At 43.2% G+C, this 16,609-nt stretch carries 21 protein-coding genes and 2 pseudogenes; 7 read left to right on the plus strand and 16 right to left on the minus strand.

Annotated features, from left to right (window positions below; translation table 11 throughout):
- Positions 1-4: 4 nt before the first annotated feature.
- From DFR62_RS00180 to DFR62_RS17600, 9 genes and pseudogenes are all read right to left on the minus strand, one after another.
- Positions 5-802, minus strand: coding sequence for a GDSL-type esterase/lipase family protein (locus DFR62_RS00180; RefSeq protein ID WP_121297512.1), 798 nt, complete (start codon positions 800-802; stop codon positions 5-7).
- 29 nt (positions 803-831) lie between these two features.
- A complete protein-coding gene (locus DFR62_RS00185) occupies positions 832-1,671 on the minus strand; it encodes a DegV family protein (RefSeq protein ID WP_121297513.1) in 840 nt (279 codons plus the stop codon).
- A 63-nt stretch (positions 1,672-1,734) separates the two neighbouring features.
- Positions 1,735-2,454 carry a lysophospholipid acyltransferase family protein gene (locus tag DFR62_RS00190; RefSeq protein ID WP_121297514.1) on the minus strand — a complete coding sequence of 240 codons (720 nt, stop codon included), beginning with the start codon at positions 2,452-2,454 and terminating at the stop codon, positions 1,735-1,737.
- Entirely contained in the window at positions 2,447-2,944 is a 498-nt protein-coding gene (locus DFR62_RS00195; RefSeq protein ID WP_121297515.1) for a dihydrofolate reductase, read from the minus strand. The genes DFR62_RS00190 and DFR62_RS00195 overlap by 8 nt, the downstream gene beginning before the upstream one ends.
- Positions 2,945-2,963: 19 nt before the next feature.
- Positions 2,964-3,905, minus strand: coding sequence for a thymidylate synthase (locus DFR62_RS00200; protein WP_121297516.1), 942 nt, complete (start codon positions 3,903-3,905; stop codon positions 2,964-2,966).
- Between the two features lie 123 nt (positions 3,906-4,028).
- A complete protein-coding gene (locus DFR62_RS00205) occupies positions 4,029-4,622 on the minus strand; it encodes a YpjP family protein (RefSeq protein WP_121297517.1) in 594 nt (197 codons plus the stop codon).
- 589 nt (positions 4,623-5,211) lie between these two features.
- The gene (locus tag DFR62_RS00210) at positions 5,212-5,994 is read right to left on the minus strand and encodes a class I SAM-dependent methyltransferase (protein ID WP_121297518.1); all 783 of its coding nucleotides are present in this window, start codon (positions 5,992-5,994) and stop codon (positions 5,212-5,214) included.
- The gene (locus tag DFR62_RS00215; protein WP_121299415.1) at positions 5,991-6,425 is read right to left on the minus strand and encodes a BrxA/BrxB family bacilliredoxin; all 435 of its coding nucleotides are present in this window, start codon (positions 6,423-6,425) and stop codon (positions 5,991-5,993) included. The genes DFR62_RS00210 and DFR62_RS00215 overlap by 4 nt, the downstream gene beginning before the upstream one ends.
- 231 nt (positions 6,426-6,656) lie before the next feature.
- Positions 6,657-6,899 (minus strand): annotated as a pseudogene (locus DFR62_RS17600) (YolD-like family protein); the annotation flags it as partial.
- Positions 6,900-7,190: 291 nt separating this feature from the next.
- Between DFR62_RS17600 and DFR62_RS17605 the strand changes: the two are divergent.
- The 4 genes from DFR62_RS17605 to DFR62_RS00240 all read left to right on the plus strand — a co-directional run bounded on the left by DFR62_RS17605 (position 7,191) and on the right by DFR62_RS00240 (position 10,022).
- Positions 7,191-7,400, plus strand: coding sequence for a YozE family protein (locus tag DFR62_RS17605; RefSeq protein WP_421958171.1), 210 nt, complete (start codon positions 7,191-7,193; stop codon positions 7,398-7,400).
- A gap of 152 nt (positions 7,401-7,552) precedes the next feature.
- Positions 7,553-8,326 (plus strand): GAF domain-containing protein, encoded by a 774-nt coding sequence (locus tag DFR62_RS00230; protein ID WP_121297520.1) that lies wholly within the window; start codon positions 7,553-7,555, stop codon positions 8,324-8,326.
- Positions 8,327-8,345: 19 nt separating this feature from the next.
- Positions 8,346-8,555 (plus strand): hypothetical protein, encoded by a 210-nt coding sequence (locus DFR62_RS00235; RefSeq protein WP_121297521.1) that lies wholly within the window; start codon positions 8,346-8,348, stop codon positions 8,553-8,555.
- Positions 8,556-8,694: 139 nt separating this feature from the next.
- Positions 8,695-10,022, plus strand: a protein-coding gene (locus DFR62_RS00240; RefSeq protein ID WP_121297522.1) for an IS3 family transposase whose coding sequence is annotated in 2 segments (ribosomal slippage) — positions 8,695-9,073 and positions 9,073-10,022 — 1,329 coding nt in all. Because the reading frame shifts where the segments join, the coding sequence is not laid out codon by codon here.
- Between the two features lie 149 nt (positions 10,023-10,171).
- On the opposite strand, the pseudogene DFR62_RS00245 reads toward DFR62_RS00240, so the two are convergent.
- The 7 genes and pseudogenes from DFR62_RS00245 to DFR62_RS17280 all read right to left on the minus strand — a co-directional run bounded on the left by DFR62_RS00245 (position 10,172) and on the right by DFR62_RS17280 (position 13,969).
- Positions 10,172-11,311: pseudogene (locus DFR62_RS00245) on the minus strand (IS3 family transposase).
- 105 nt (positions 11,312-11,416) lie between these two features.
- Positions 11,417-11,845, minus strand: coding sequence for a hypothetical protein (locus DFR62_RS00250; protein ID WP_121297523.1), 429 nt, complete (start codon positions 11,843-11,845; stop codon positions 11,417-11,419).
- Between the two features lie 164 nt (positions 11,846-12,009).
- The gene (locus DFR62_RS17610; RefSeq protein ID WP_421958172.1) at positions 12,010-12,096 is read right to left on the minus strand and encodes a hypothetical protein; all 87 of its coding nucleotides are present in this window, start codon (positions 12,094-12,096) and stop codon (positions 12,010-12,012) included.
- A gap of 6 nt (positions 12,097-12,102) precedes the next feature.
- A complete protein-coding gene (locus DFR62_RS00255; RefSeq protein WP_121297524.1) occupies positions 12,103-12,498 on the minus strand; it encodes an RNA polymerase subunit sigma-70 in 396 nt (131 codons plus the stop codon).
- Between the two features lie 88 nt (positions 12,499-12,586).
- Positions 12,587-13,198 (minus strand): hypothetical protein, encoded by a 612-nt coding sequence (locus DFR62_RS00260; protein ID WP_121297525.1) that lies wholly within the window; start codon positions 13,196-13,198, stop codon positions 12,587-12,589.
- A gap of 85 nt (positions 13,199-13,283) precedes the next feature.
- A complete protein-coding gene (locus DFR62_RS00265) occupies positions 13,284-13,811 on the minus strand; it encodes a hypothetical protein (protein WP_121297526.1) in 528 nt (175 codons plus the stop codon).
- Entirely contained in the window at positions 13,808-13,969 is a 162-nt protein-coding gene (locus DFR62_RS17280; RefSeq protein WP_338324961.1) for an XtrA/YqaO family protein, read from the minus strand. Before DFR62_RS17280 ends, DFR62_RS00265 begins: the two co-directional genes overlap by 4 nt.
- Positions 13,970-14,072: 103 nt before the next feature.
- Between DFR62_RS17280 and DFR62_RS00270 the strand changes: the two genes are divergently transcribed.
- From DFR62_RS00270 to DFR62_RS00280, 3 genes are all read left to right on the plus strand, one after another.
- Positions 14,073-14,654, plus strand: coding sequence for a hypothetical protein (locus DFR62_RS00270; RefSeq protein WP_121297527.1), 582 nt, complete (start codon positions 14,073-14,075; stop codon positions 14,652-14,654).
- Between the two features lie 721 nt (positions 14,655-15,375).
- Positions 15,376-15,798: a VOC family protein gene (locus DFR62_RS00275; RefSeq protein WP_121297528.1), complete on the plus strand. Its 423-nt coding sequence runs from the start codon at positions 15,376-15,378 to the stop codon at positions 15,796-15,798.
- A gap of 29 nt (positions 15,799-15,827) precedes the next feature.
- A complete protein-coding gene (locus DFR62_RS00280) occupies positions 15,828-16,526 on the plus strand; it encodes a potassium channel family protein (protein ID WP_121297529.1) in 699 nt (232 codons plus the stop codon).
- Positions 16,527-16,609 lie beyond the last annotated feature (83 nt).

Genomic DNA, 16,609 nt, shown 5'->3' on the forward strand with positions numbered 1-16,609 from the left:
CCTCCTATCCTTGGAAGCTGATTCCGCATTGCTCCATTCTTTCCGATACCCGCTCAGCCATCAAGTCATAGCCTTTGCTATTTGGGTGGAAAAAATCGGTATGATATACCAAATTCTCGTTGCCGACGAATAAATCGCTGACAGGGACGAAACAGGCATGCGGATCGTCTTCCACTGTTTCTTGCATGACTCCATTATAGGAGGCGATAATTTGATCGAATTCCTCCACTTCATCCGTCACCAGTGAAAACGGATTGTACAGGCCGACGACAATGAGCGGCGCAGATGGATTCAATGAACGGATGGATGCATAGATGGTCTCGAAGCGGTTCTGGTAGAGAATTAACTCTTCGGTGAATGCATCGATATTCAGCGAAAACAAATCCCGTTTCACGATGCGCATGACGTCGTTGCCGCCGATCGTCATGAAAATGTAATCCGAAGCGAGCAACGGTCCGGACAGCTTGCCTTGCTGGAACAGCGCCAATAATTGGTCGCTTCTCCTGCCGCGCTTCGCCGTGTTTTCAAGGGCGATGCCTTCCACCCCCGGCCATTCCGCCATTTCGAGCGCCAGGCGGCCGGCATACCCCCCGCGGTTCTCCGTATCACCCACGCCTTGTGACAAAGAATCGCCAAGGGCCGTGATGATGACAGTTTGCGGGATGAAGTTCGGCGGGACGGTGTAAGGGGTGAATTCCACCGGCAAGCGCGGCGCCGCTTCTTCTTTACCGAAATTGAACGTTGAAGCACATCCCGCAAGCACAATCGATAAAGCGATGACAATATACAGGATGCGTTTCACGTCCGTCTCTCCTTTATGATTCTTTTAATTTACTCCGTGTAATACATGAAGCCGATGGCGCCAATTCCCGTATGCGTGGAAATGACCGGAGTCGTGAAATCATAGCGTACGGCGGTAAAGCCGGTTTCCTTGATTTTTTCGCGCAGCGGCTCGGCCATCGACTGGCCATTTGCCTGGGCGATGCCGACACCTTTGACCACTTTGCCTTTTGTGCGTTCAGCAAAATCTTTCACCAAATAATCCACCACTTGCTTATGGCTGCGCATTTTGGCGACAGGGGTGTATTCGCCGTCGTCAAGAGAAGCAATCGGCTTGATCTTCAAGAACGATCCGATCATCGCACGGCCTTTGCCGATGCGCCCTCCTTTGACTAAATTATCGAGCGTATCGACTACGACATACAGTTTCGTATTGCGCCGCACCTGCTCCACGCGTTCGACGATTTCCTGGACGGTTTTGCCTTGCTTCGCCATGTCTGCAGCTTCAAAAACCTGGAACGTCAGGGCATGGGAAATATAACGGGAATCGATGACGGTGACATCGGAATCGGTCAATTCCGCAGCGGTGCGTGCCGATTCCACGGTACCGCTCATGCCCCCGGTCATATGGATTGAAATGATTTGGCTTCCGTCCTTGCCGAGTTCGTCATAGAGCTCCTTGAAAACGCCTGGTGCCGGCTGGGAGCTCTTCGGGAATTCATCCGAATTCTTCATCAGTTCAAGAAAAGCTTCCGGTTCCAAATCGACACGGTCGAGATAGGTCTTGCCCCCGATTTGGATCGACAACGGAACGACGTGTAGCCCGTATGCTTCTATTTCTTCTGCTTTCAAATCAGCAGTCGAATCCGTTACAATGTGAATTTTCGACATTCGATCACTTCCATTTCATCTACTTATAGGGTGTTAATGGGATTAGCTTTTCACACAAACGATTTACTGAACATCAGCCAGCGCTTGTTCGATGCGGCTTCTGACCAATTGCGCCGCTTTCACGCCCGCAGCGTCCAGTTCTTGCGGAGTTAAGGGTTCAAGCACTTGAACCCTTACACGGGCCGGGCGGATTTGGTTATTGTTGTTTTCCATGATGCGCGACGTGCCTTCGATGGCAATCGGCACGACCGGTACGCCAGCTTCTTTCGCGATGCGCATGAATCCGGCTTTAAACTCCTTGAGCCCCTGCCCTTTGCTTCTTGTGCCTTCCGGGAAAATCAGGATGGAATGGCCTTCGTGAAGCTTTCCGATGGTATCGGTGATGGACTTGAACGCGCTGCGGCGATCGGTGCGGTCGAGGAATACGCAATTCATCTCATCCATATAAGACGGGATGATCGGAAATTTCCTCACTTCTTCTTTGGAAATAAAGCCGAACGGTTTCGGGATCGACGACAACAGCACAGGGATGTCGAAATTGCCTTCGTGGTTGCTGACAAACAACACTGGCCCTTCCGGTAAATGTTCGAGCCCGCTCACTTCGACCTGGCTGCCCGTCCGCTTCATGATGCCTGACGCCCATTTCTGGGGTTCGCTATGGATCAGCTTGCTGTATTCCTCTTGGCTCATGCCCGCTTTACGCTTTTTGAACTTCGCCAGATTGGTGGCAGCAATCGGCAAATAGCCGAATAGATAAGAAAATGTTCGGGCGGACTTAATCACCTGATTCTCCCCCTGTGTTTCGTTCGTACACCAAATACGAATACGGGATGCCGTTCGAGTGATGGCGTTCAGACTCCGATACTAACTTCCATTCCCTTCCGTATTCAGGAAAAAACGTATCTCCCTCGAAAGCTTGGTGGACCAGTGTAATATACAGCCTGTCGGCGATCCGCAAGGCTTCACGGAAAATCTGCTCGCCGCCGATAATCATTACTTCGTCGTGCTGCTCTCTAGCCAATTCGATGGCATCTTCCAGGTTATAGGTGATGTCGGCGCCTTGTGCTGTGTATTCCGTGTTGCGCGTCACGATGATATTGCGCCGCTTTGGCAAAGGGCGGCCAATCGACTCGAAGGTATTGCGCCCCATTACCATGCCTTTTCCGAGGGTGTGTTTTTTAAAATAGGCCAAATCTTCCGGAATATGCCACGGCAACTGGTTATCCTTGCCGATTACGTGATCCGGGTCATGCGCCACCATCAATGAAATCATAAGTTCTCCTCCTTGGCCGTTATACTGCAACAGGCGCTTTGATCCGCGGATGCGGGTCATAGCCCTCGATTTGAATGTCTTCCATGTCCATATCGAACATCGATTTGCCTTCTGTTAATTTCAAAATTGGCAAAGCTTTCGGTTCTCTGCTCAATTGCTCCTGCACTTGTTCTAAATGGTTCACATAAAGATGCGTATCGCCGGTCGTATGAATGAATTCACCAGGCTCGAGCCCGCATTCCTGTGCAACGAGATGCGTCAAAAGGGCGTAGGACGCAATATTGAACGGCACGCCGAGAAAGACGTCCGCGCTTCTTTGGTATAGCTGGCATGACAATTTGCCTTCTGCTACGTAAAACTGGAACATGATGTGGCAAGGCGGGAGCGCCATATCATCGATGAATTCCGGATTCCAAGCCGTCACCAAATGGCGGCGTGAATCCGGATTGTTCTTGATCGATTCGACAACATTTTTCAACTGGTCAATCTGGCCGCCGTCAGTCGCTGCCCACGATCGCCATTGCTTGCCGTAGACCGGCCCCAAATCACCGTATTTTTTTGCAAACTCGTCATCTGCCAGCACTTTTTCCTGGAACAGCGCCATTTGCTGTTTGTACAGTTCCGCAAATTCTGGATCGCGCTGTGCCCGCCGGCCGAAATCATTCATGTCCGGCCCTTCGTATTCATCGCTTTCGACCCACTGGGCAAATGCCCACTCATCCCAAATGTGATTATTATCTTTCAATAAAGTTTGGACGTTCGTATCGCCTTTGATGAACCAGAGAAGTTCAGAGACAATCAGGCGAAACGCCGTTTTTTTGGTGGTCATGAGCGGAAAGCCCTCTGCCAGGTCAAAGCGCATCTGGTGGCCGAATACGCTGAGCGTCCCGGTTCCCGTCCGGTCTTCTTTCTTGGCTCCTTGATCCAGGATATGTTCACACAACGCTAAATATTGTTTCATGCAATTCCCTCCATTATTAGTATCATCATAACAAAAACAACTCGAATAAGAAAAACTTTAAGAGTATCACATCTGAAGAAAGAAATGGGCGCATTAAAAAAAACCGTTATGGTGATAACGGTTTCAGGAAAGCCATTTAGGCGGTGTATTTTTTGACCAGTAGATGTCCCCGATGCTGATGTGGCGCTGGTACTGGTCGCTTGCCAAATGGTAATGGAAATTGAATGAATAGCCTTCAAGCGGTTTTTTCTCGGTCCGGACATGGAAGCGGATTTCATCTTGTCCGCTGTCTTTGTCGTAAACGTGGAAAATTTTCTCGGCGTGGTCGCCGGACGGTTTTTCGGAAATCGCCAAATTACGCAATCTGTCTTTGCCGTATGCAGCCAGTTCCGTGTCGATGACGTCCTGGATCGTCGGCAAAATGCGCGTACGGAATTCCGAGTCGATCACCGGGCCGATGCGCGATCCGAATTTCATATAGGACTGTTCTTCCGCAGCTTGGCGGAAATCGGCAAGAATTGAGTCTGCCGTCACATAATATTCTGCAGGATCGATCCATTCAAGCGTATACTCTTTTGTTTGTCCTTGGCTTGCATGTGTTTTTGGGCCATCCTCTTCATCGAGCAAGGATTCCCAAATCATATGGTTTGGCGTAATGGCTCCTAGCGTCAGAACCGTTACAGCAACCATCAAGGACTTCTGCCACCAACTCTTCACTAAACATCACCCTCAATTTTGAACATTTTGTCAAGATAGTTATAGTAATAAACGATTTTTAAGTGGAAAGGTTTCATCTTGTTCCATTTCATTGTACAATAAAGCGAGTAAGTACGCCTTGTTTTTTTCAAAAAGGAGGAATTTTCATGGACGCGTCATTATTGATTGGATTGGGTCTATTGTTTATGCTTGTGTATTTGACTTCGCTATCCTTTACAGACTAAAAAAATCTCCCGCTTTGGGAGATTTTTTTATGATATCGAGAAACTCATGGACACGTATTTTTCGAAGCTTATCGCTCGCTTTCCGTGGGTTCGCGTCCAAGCCTCCTCAGCCGCTATGCGTCTTGCGGGGTCTCGGCCGTCTCACTAATCCACAGGAAAGATAAGGTCGACCTACGGGAGACATTATCTTTGCGAAAGTAATACGCAGTATTACTGAGCAAAAGGGTTTACGAGCAAACGCTTCTTCAAATACTTAAATAGAACATTGATTTTTGAATGCGGAAAAGATAATCTTCGTTTAATTTATAATGGACTACAGACTTCTTCAACACTCCGAAAAAAATCTCCCGCTTTGGGAGATTTTTTTATTTACTCTTATTCATTTGTATGACGCCGAAATGGAATTTCGTATTTGGGCGCACGCGCCGCTTGAAGCCGAACGTCTCAAAATCAGTCGAGCGGAAATGCGCTTTCAAAACGACGCTTTTCCTTGCGACGCGCTTCGCTTCCTCTACCCATTCCTCCGTCAATTGCCCGTGGTCCGCGTTGTTCCGGAGTGGCGCAAAGTTAGACGCTTCCGTAATCTGTTCCGTGAACATCGGATCCATGTAGACGACATCGAAGGAATCATCATCAAGGCCCTTCAAATAATCGACCGCATTTTGAGAGGCGACTTGGATGCGCCTCATCGAATCGTGCAGTTTCGGCATGTCCTGATAATTTTTTAAGCCTTCATGGATGACATGGGCAATGACCGGGTCGCTTTCACAGCCAACCACTCTTCCGGTGTCCCCAACGACAATCGAAGCAATGAGCGCATCACTCGCCATGCCGAGAGTACAATCGAGGAATGCGTCGCCCCGCTCGAGCCCTGACACTTCAACGAGCGGATCATTTTCTAACGGCCGCTTCGAGCGAAATGCTGCCGAGTTGGGATGAAAAAAGAACGGCTCTCTTTGTCCGACTGGATAAAGCTCGAGCCGTTCTTTTTTGCAGACGAGAATGTCCGCTGCTAGTTCTTCGTGCAGTTTGTAGATCGGTCGCTTATTGCGCTCGACTGCCTGCAGGCCAAGGAGCTGTGCGGTCTCTTGTGCACAGCGCTTAGTCGCATCCGTCGGCCGGTAAGCGGTCGTGACGATCGTCTTCACTGCGCTGCTTCCTCGATTGCTTGTTTCACGGCATCACGCACTTGCTCCATTTCAAAGCCTTCAATTTCTTCGCGCGGAATGAAATGCGCAAGCTGCCCGCCTTTTACGACTGCGATTGAAGGAGACGATGGCGGCACTTCCTCAAAATACTGGCGCATCTGCGCTGTCGCTTCCTTGTCCTGTCCTGCAAATACTGTCACCAAATGGTCCGGTTTGTGCTCAGCCAATTCCACCGCTTCGCGCACGGCTGGGCGTGCAAGCCCTGCGGCGCATCCACAGATCGAGTTGATGATCACGAGGCTCACGCCTTGTGAATTGCTCATATGTTCGTTGACATCTTCTGCCGTAGTCAGCTCCGTAAATCCGGATTCTGTCAGTTCTTTGCGCATTGGGACAACAATGCCTTTCATGTACTCATCGTATGCGTTCATGCTTTCGCCTACTTTCATATGTTAGTATTTTCGCTTGTTTTAAAGGGGTTGCTCACTGTTTACTATAACGCAGTTTCACTGACTTTCATATCTTGCCATTTAAAATGTGATTTTTTTGTGGGTATTTCAGAATTTAGTTCCTTCTATATAACACATGGATTTCTACATTCTATTTTAACATTAGTATAGAAATATTAAAGTTTACAAGCTTTAGTTCATAACGCGGATAATCTAATCCATCAAACGAACTGATGTAATCTCATCTAATTGCAATCGTTTGGTAGACAAGGAATCATCGTAAACAACCGTCCGCGTTTGAATGTCTATACTGATAATCTTCCCTATGTAGTAATAAAACTGAAATTCCTCCCAAACTTGAATTTCAACATCACATCTTCGCACCAATGCAATTTTGATATTTTCCTTTGGCGTTTGAAGGTCGAACTCATCCAACTCTGGACGTTGGATTCGATTATCCTCTTCTTTCTATTCACGTAATATGCGCACATGCTGAGGAAGCATTAATGCTGTCTAATTTAATTTCCCTCTGTCCTGGACGTCGCCAACCTGCCTCAAATCTTTATTTAATGTCATAGCAGCCATCTCCTCCCTCAAAAGAACATACGTTCCTGATAAACCACTAAAATAATGAGTATAATCACCTACTCATTAAATAATTTTTGTATCAAAAGTAATTGCATTTGATATACTGATTGTATGTTGAGCTGGGGGATGGATAGCATGTTAACTTTCAAGGAATGAATCATTAAGTTTGAGGATGTTGAATTACCCATTGGAAATTTAGCTATACACGCGGCACATGATGAGAAATTCCCTAACACGAGAGATTTTGATGTCATTCTTTGCTACCTAGTCCATGAGGTCAAAGCTTCGACTAAAGTTATGGTTGCTTTTGAAGCTACATTCAGATACTACAAAGATTCGAGTAGTTTAAAACTACGTAGCATCAAGTAAAAAAAGCCCTCGCCGATGATTTAAAAGATTATCAGTGAGGGCTTTAACCTACACCGCGAAATGTATGAATTTTCTAAAATAAAAGGGATTTACTTTAAGAATGTAGAATAAAGTTACTATAGCAGTTACAAATACTCAAGGCTGGTGATTAAGTGGATCAAGTCATAGTTGAATGGTTTAAAATTGTCCCAAGCTGGGTGGTTAATATAATTTCAATCATATTAATAGCTTTAGTTATAGGGATTACTGTATTTGTATGGCAAGGCGTTCGACGATTTTCTCAAGCAATGGGAAGAGAAAACAGATTAGTTTCTCTCCAAGAAAGAGTTGCCGAATTAGAGAACGATGTGAGAATCTATAAAAGTAAATCTTTACAACTTCAAAACGTTACCATAAATACAAGATCTTTTATAAATTCCTTGAATAAGCTTATCGGCAATGAAGAAGGTGATTCTTATAGCTTTATTCAAAGAATTGTTGAAGCAGTAGCATCTGATATCAAAGGCTCTGGTTCTGAAAGACACAGATGTGGTTATTGGATCTATGAACACGACACGAAAAAATTAACGCTACACAATGGCAGCGCTGGCTTTCCAGAAAGCTACATTAGAAAAAGACATTTAGGTCTGGATGAATCAATTGCAGGAAGAGCATTTAGAAAACAGCAAACACTTAATCTGTCCGATGTTACAACAGACGGTGATTGGTCAGCTTCAGATTCTGCGGGAACTTATAAAGCGCTTATTTGTATTCCTATTGATTATTTCGGAGTGTTGACTATCGATGCCAGAGAACCAATGGATGAAAGTATTCAAATTATCGGAGAACTGTATGCCTCTATAATTGAGGGTGCATTCTACGAGATAATAAGAGACCTTTCACAAGAGGACATTTCAGAGCAACCTGAAAAAGAAGAAAGTATATAACTCGAAAGGAAGTGGGCGTATGAAAAACTCAATAAGCATAGAAAAGATTAATATGCAAAAAACCGCTGCCCATGTTGCTCTTAGCAAAGGTATTATTGATTCAAACTCTTATCAAAAAAGAATGAAAATTTTAGACGAATTAGAAGCAGTGTTATATAAAGAAGAACAGTTAAAAGAACAAAAACTTAAAGCGCTTAAGAACAAAATGAACATTTATGCAACTAATTAAAAGAAAATAAAAAGCCCCTCACAAAAATGAACTGAACCCCAAATGGTAGACACTTTAAAAAGTGCCCCCCAATTTGGGTTTTTTTCTGTTTTCAGACCCCGGTATACTGAACATATCTATTGGAACAGGAGAGGTTGTTATGAGTAAAATCATTTTTAACGAACATCAACGGCGCACATTGGAAGCGAATCCGAATGTCAAAACAGTTTCAGATCGAACGATTCAATACACACCTGAATTTAAGGTGAAAGCCGTCAATGAAAACTTGCAAGGCAAAGGACCAGCGCAAATTTTTGCCGAAAACGGATTTGACCTGACGGTAATTGGATCGGACAAACCGAAAGAGACATTAAAACGTTGGCGGAAAACGTTCCGACTTTACGGCGAAAAAGGGTTTTGGGAAGAACGCCGTGGAAAAGGCAGTACCGGCCGCCCTTCTACGCAAGAGCTCTCTGCCGGAAAAAAGTTGGAGAAGGCGGAAGCGCGCATCAAATACCTAGAAGCCGAAAACGAGTTGCTAAAAAAGCTCGAGGCACTCGAGAGGCAGGCGAAGAAACGCAGCTGACCTCAGCGGAAAAGTTCGAAGCGATCAATGCGGTGGTCTGGAAATTCCAACTGAAGAATTTGGTGGCGGCCCTATGCCAGACAGCGGGCGTCAGTCGAAGTGGCTACTACGCTTGGTTGGAGAAAGTAGAACAGCACGCCATTCGCGAAGAACAGAACTATGAAGATTACCTGTTGCTCAAAAGCATCTACGATGCGCATCGTGGGAAAGTCGGGTATCGCACCTTTTATATGGCACTCGCTGAACTGCTCGAAACGCCGATGAACCACAAGAAGATTCTGCGCCTTATGCGCAAATTCACTCTCTTCGCCAAAATCCGACGAGCGAATCCTTACAAGCAAATCGCCAAAGCCACACAGGAGCACGCGGTCTGTCCAAACCTCTTAAACCGCGAGTTTGAACAAGACGAACCCGGGAAGGTATTCGTGACCGATATTACGTACCTGCCCAACCGTTCGGGGCAAATGGCGTACCTTTATGCCGTGAAAGATGTCGCGACCCGAGAAATCGTCGCCTATGAAGTGACAACGACGCTCACAATGGAAATTGTGTACCACACCTTACAAAAGCTGAAGGAAGCGCTGGATGACAATGTCCATCCAGAAGCGATGATTCATTCCGATCAAGGCTTCCACTATACCCACCCTGAATACCAACGACGCGTGAAGAAAATGAAATTGACACAGTCGATGTCCCGCAGGGGCAGCTGTCTCGACAACGCCCTCATTGAATCGTTTTTTGGTCACTTTAAAGATGAAGTCGAGTTTAAACAAGCGACCAGCCTAGCCGAATTGAAGGGGCTGGTGGATGAATACATGGAGCATTACAACGAAACGCGCAAGCAATGGAACCTAAAAAAGATGACTCCGGCACAATACCGAAGTCATCTGATCGCAGCCTAGCTGCCGGGTGCTTTTATTAAATTGTCCACTAAATGGGGCTCAGTTCAAAATGGCACTGAGTTTCATATTTTAGACAGTAAGAAAACACCTTTTGTTAAACAGCCAGTTGTCTGAACTGACCCGGTAATATGAGACACAAGAAAAAACACCTAGGCTGCCGTTGTCCGATACTCAATCGGGGAATGGCAGTTTAATTTTTGGAACGGTCGGATGTAGTTGTAATAATACATGTAATCCTCTATTTTTTGTTGTACAATGGCATTGGTTAGGTGCACCCTTTCCAGGGTATAGAATTCTTCCGACTTTAGCGAGAAGTGAAACGTTTCGTTGGGGGAATTATCAGCCGGCGTGCCTTTGCGGGACATGCTTATGATGATTCCATTTTCTTTGATCACTTTCTGGTACTCATATGACGTATAAACGGACCCTTGATTACTATGCAAGAGAGCGCCTTCCGGCACTTCAAGTTGGCGAAGTGTATCCAACACAAAGGCGGTGTCTTGGGATGGGCCAATGGTATAAGCAATGATTTCACCGTTGTAAAGATCCATAATACTTGAAAGATACAGGATGGACTGACCGAAGGGCAAATACGTGATATCTGTGGTGAGCTTCTGAAATGGAGCCGTTGCCCTAAACGCGCGATTCAACTGATTCTCGGCCACATGCGCAGGTTGTCCGGTCCGTTTCCGTTTCTTCACTTTCACTCGGCAAGACCAGTTGTATTTTTGCATGACACGCTGAACTGTTTTTTCACAGACATCTGGAAATAAAGCAGCGAGCTTTCGGTAGCCATAACGGAATTTATGGGCTGAGCATAGTTGACCTATGGTTTGGTCGCGTTCAATTTTCCTCGATATTTTATTTTGGCTGTTTTTCCAGCGATAATACGTCGAACGCACGATGCCCAGATGCTCGCAGATGAGTTGGATGGACATCGTTCCTTTTAATTCTTCGACCAGTTTTACAAACGCTCCTCCAACCACTTCCTCTCCAATTCCTTGTACTTTTTTAACACGTCAATCTGCTGTTTCAAGTAGCGATTCTCGACCTGCAGTCGATCAGTTTCCGATTCATATTCAGGTCCTTTGCCGTAGGCATATTGTTTGGCCACAGGCTGATGCAATCGTTCATGCGCCCCTTCTCGGTGCCATTTCATCCACGTTTTCAGCTGCGAATGGTTTTTGATATTTAGTTCCTCCAGGACGGTTTTGACCGGTATCCCTGCCAGCCTCATTTTCAATTGCCTTCATCTTGACTTCTACTGGATAACTGACTCTTGTCGCCATAGAAAAAACACCTCCACATTGATTTACTGGTATTTTCATACCCGTTTTTCAGCGAAAGGTGTTTTTATTTGTCTCATACTTTTAGGTCAGTGTCATGCTTCTAATCTACCACTTAAGTTCTTTGTACAATTTCATAATAATCTCTTGATAAGCCCATTGTTTATGATCGCTATCAAGTTGACTATCCAGGTCTATCTTGTCGGTTTCTGAGAAATTAATAATAAGACGTGAAGACCCTCTGTTTTTGTGTTTTAACTCAATGGACTGAATAGAACCAAACAGTCGTGATAATACCGTTACAGTACCATCTTCGTCCAACGTAATGATTCTAATCTTCGCTTTTTCAAAAGAATAAATAACCACATCACTCATTTGTGAATTCTGTTTATACAAATCTTTTGGATACAAAATAGCCTCTACTTCCGCTATATCATCCAATGAATATATTAAATCTTCTCCGTTTGAAAACATCGCCCATTTGCCAAACATATGCTTTCTAACGATTTCATACTTGAATTCATCGACTTTGCTCATATTCTTACACCTCCCCCCCTTCCATTATTATGCAGAAAAAAGGAGATTCTTGCCAACATTAACTTTTTGATACTTGTGGGGCTGTGGAAGAATTTGCCGGTTGCCCTGCATCCCCTCTTTTATTCTCCCCTTAATTACAGATGAATTCGGAAGTCAATCGGAAGTCATGAAACCTTTTCTTTAATCTTTTTCTGGGCTCTTTTCATATAGCCCTGAACCGTTCCTTTGCTTACCCCGATTTCATCTGCTATTTTTGCCTAGTTAATTCCACCAGCATAATGAAGGATGTAGCATTGCCGTTCACGCAACGACAATGACGCGAAAATATCTGCCTGAATAATCTTCTCTTCTGCCATCATATAAAGTTGCTTCGGGCCTTCTTCCAACTGCTCGGTAATTTCCGCAATAAAATTCATATTCGAGAAGGATTGATACTGATAGATGCTCTTTTTATCGATGCCTTTGAATGTCCCGAGTTGTCTACAGATCTCTAGCCATTCCATCGAAAAGTTCATGCTTTCAATCATGCTGTTGATTTGCATGAGGTCCTGCTTGGCGTGAAAGTCGTTTTGATCCAAGCGGTCCCGACGTCTCTCCAAATCTTTTTTGTGAATACCGTATTCGTGTAATAGTTCATCTGTCCTTACTTTCATCGAAGAACCTCCTCAAATTTTGGGAATAAAAAAGAGGACACCAAAACAGCATAATGCTGTAATGATGTCCTCCAGTTGGCAGGTGGGACTATTTATTTTTCTTTTTCGTAAGTGTTTTTAATTTTTTATATTCTGCCATTTCCTCTAATTGGACTTCCTTTAAGTCTTCATACTCTTTCTCAAGTCTTACTAAAGTTTTTTCTAATGTTGAAATATATTTACCAATTCCAGATTTCTCATTATTTATTTTCAGCGTCTCTACAATATTGAACAAATTTACGTTAGTAATCTGAATTAGTTTAGTGACAACAACATATTTTTTATAAGATTCAAAGGACATATTCTCTATGGGCAAAGAAATTAACTCTTTGGAATCAAGTTCAGCATCTTTTTTAAAGATGGTAAACTCTACAATATCTTCTTGTGAGACTTTTTCTGACGATGCTTGAAGCCGTTCTAAATTTTTCTTAAGAAAATCATTGTAGGTTCCGTGTTTCGCTAAAAATACGACACTAGTTTTTAAAATTTTAGCCAAATCTTCCTGTCTTTTGTTATTAGAGTCATACTGTAGTTGTTTTTTTACTACGTAAACAGCGAAGCCCCCAGCTAAAGCAGCGCCGAGAAATGCTCCTATTAGGGTTCCCATTGAAGTTAACCATGCATCTGGACTAATACTTCTCCAAAATTCAGCACCATTCAAAATTCTTCCCCCTCGTCAAATCTTGCAAATAAAAACACAAAACAGCGGTTTAGCTGTCATGCGTCCTCCAGTTGGCTGATGGGACTTATTTAATTTTTTTTATAATATCATATAGATTATTAATGTAAAACTCTAACATTTCAGGATCATTTTTTCCATCTTCATTATTTATAAATTTAAAAAATAAGTTTCCGTAACGCGTGCTATGACTAGACTCGATCAGTTGGACAGTTTCTTGATAAGTCTGAACATATTCCATGACATGAATCGCAACTTTACTTTCTCTCATCATTTCAGTCATATCAAAATAATTTAACATTTTACCATTAATAACTAGATAGACTATTTTATCCTGATAATCTTTTGGTAAATCGACTTTAGGTTTGCTGGCTTCTAGAAATACCCTTAAATCACATATAGTATTGGAATGAATTTCCTTTATAGTTTCAACGTAATTTTTTATAACTTTTCTTCTTCTTTTGTTCTCGATTATAGAGCCGATTACAAAAACAACTATAGCAATAATACCAGTTATTAAAGCTCCCGATAAAGAACCCCAAAAACTATCACTTAAGCCCAGCCATGATGCAGATTCATGTTGTACAAATATCAAAACTCTTCCCCCTCATTAAAATTCACACGCCTAACCTGCCCGTCGTGCGTCTTGAAGCGTGTCTCTGCATGAGGTGGTAGCGCCCCGAGTTTAACCTTGCCGTTTGAAATAACCAGCACACAACTTGTCGGTAGTTCCATTATATCCAATTCTAACATTCCTGTCTCCGAAATTTTAACATCATATAGACGTATACTAGTCCTCTAATGATATAATCTATAGGATTTTATATTTTTAAAATTTAGAAAAGGTGTGAATAGTTTGCAATTATTTGTAGGGTTTGTACCTGTAATTATTTTAGTTTTGGCATCAATTATCAATTTGATCGTATTAAATTCCAAGAACGAAGTAGGACGAGCTTTTCTAACTGATGAACAAAAAACGAAAGTTTACTACTTTAATTTAGTAATGTTTTCCTTCGTAATCTCAATTGCTTTTTTTTCATTTTTTATAAGCTACCAAGACACGAAGCTAAATGGAGAAGCAATAAGCAAACCTGAAATATTAGCTCAAGGTATCTCGCTAGCTTTATTTATTTTTATTATTTTTCTTTTTATGTCAGGAAGAGTCGCAAAGTGGTTCCAAAATTACAGGGTCAAATATCACTATAAATATAAAGTCGACATTCCTAACATAGGAACCGTCTATATTATTAGAATGCTGAATAAAGAAGTTTGTATTTGCTCTGAAGACCCAAACTTCGAATTTAGAGGGTCTAAAGATAAAAGAAAAAGAAAGAAAAAAACTTTCCTTATTCCTTTCTCTGAAATCTTGAGACAACCTTTGATTAAAGAAAAAATCACGAAGGTCAAACAAACAAATTTCGAAAAATTCTTTGAATAGTTATCATTAGATAATAATACACACCTCTACCCTCGAATGCATGCTATATAATTTCTTTACCATCATGATGACCATTTGACTGTCGTACTGCTAAATAATTTTAGAAAGGCCACTCATCACACCTTCGGATTGATTATCAAAGTCGGGATTAGTAAATGAGAGCAATAAATCTGCTGCAATAAGGTCTTGCTTTAGTTAAGTCAGATACTTCTTCGGTGTCGGCTGAAAGAAAATGTGAGTGCGGACTGCCTCACTTCTATGTGCGAAATTTAATCAGTTGAAAAATTTTTAAAAAAGGTATTAAAGAAATAATAGAGAAAATAGAAAAAGGATCAGCTAGAATGAGGAACTTCCATTCTAGCTGATCCTTTTTCATTCGTTAAAAGGTTGATATGAAAGGATTTTAAAGAGAAGGTAAATCATATACTCATCGTATGTGTTCACATGTTCCCCTACCTTCTTGAAAAAACTCCTGATCGCTTGTTATACATCTTCAGTTATTACTCTAACTTGGTTTCGCTTTAATTTCATTGATTCAGATGCGTTTAATTGCCACTGCTCGTTTACAGTACTTAATTATAAAAGGAAAACCACACACCTGCGCCTTTCAACAGAGGCTCAAGTTGTTCATCACTGTCTATAGCTCCCATAATATTTCTCAAAATCTGATAATCACATCCAAAGCTTCTGGTAAACTGAAGCTAAAAAGGAAGTGTATCGTATGAAACCAAGAATCTCTGTCATTACGATCGGTGTGGACAATCTTGAGCGAGCGCTGGAATTTTACCGGGATGGCTTGGACTTACCGACAGAAGGAATCATTGGGGAAGAATTCGACAACGGGGCCGTCGCCTTTTTCGATCTTCAGCAAGGGCTAAAACTCGCCATCTGGAGACGCCAAGACATCACCCATGAAACGAAAGTGGCGATGGGCCCGTCAAGTCCTACAGAATTTACGCTTGGCCATAATGTCAACAGCAAAGTGGAAGTCGATGCGGTAATGGCCCAGGCTGAAAAGGCCGGAGCCCACATAACCGATCCGGCTCATGATACGTTTTGGGGCGGCTATTCCGGCCATTTCCAGGACCTGGACGCCCATTTATGGGAAGTTGTATGGAATCCAGCATGGGGAGAAGTAGATTAATTCCTGTCTTAAACTAAAGGGGGATTAACATGAAATCACTCAATTTCTTTTACGAGGCATTTTTATTCCTGCTGGTGATTGTTTCCGTTATCATTGCATTGGTTTCTAATGAACGTTTCACCTTGGTTCATTGGATCATCTGGGGAATTTTCTTTGTTGATTATTTCATCCGCTTCGTTGCAGCAAAAAGCAAATGGCAATTCGTTAAATCCCACCCGTTGGAATTGATCGCTATCATTCCGCTGGATGCGATTTATCAGGCAGCCCGCTTTTTCATGTTTTTCCGGATGTTGAAACTTTGGGGCATCCTTCCCCGTTTTCTAAGGCCTGTGTATGCTGTCTTAAAAACGAACGGCTTGGAGAGGCTTCTGGTTTTCACAGCCGTTTTGATTTTTCTCGTTCCCATCCCGATGATCATGATTGAACCCCAAATCATTAATTACACGGATGCCATCTGGTGGGCGATTGTGACCATTACGACTGTCGGCTACGGCGACATCTATCCCGAAACCGGCGTCGGCCGCTTTTTGGCGGTCATTTTGATGTTTGTCGGCATCGGTATTATCGGGACGTTCACCAGTGCCATTTCAGCCTATTTCGCATCGCGCAGGCGTGCACTGGAAGAAGACCACGTGCTCGACATCGTCAATTCGATCAAAAAAATCGAAAAACTGACTGCAGAAGACCACCAGCTCATCCAAAGCTATTTGAAGAAAAAAATGGAATGATATGCCTCTAAAAGTTTATACCGCTAAGCATAAGCAAAAGTCGGCCGCCTGTGAATTCCACAAGCGGCCGACTCTTTTTTATT

This window comes from Planococcus citreus (genome assembly GCF_003664125.1).
In the GTDB taxonomy this organism is placed as follows: domain Bacteria; phylum Bacillota; class Bacilli; order Bacillales_A; family Planococcaceae; genus Planococcus; species Planococcus citreus.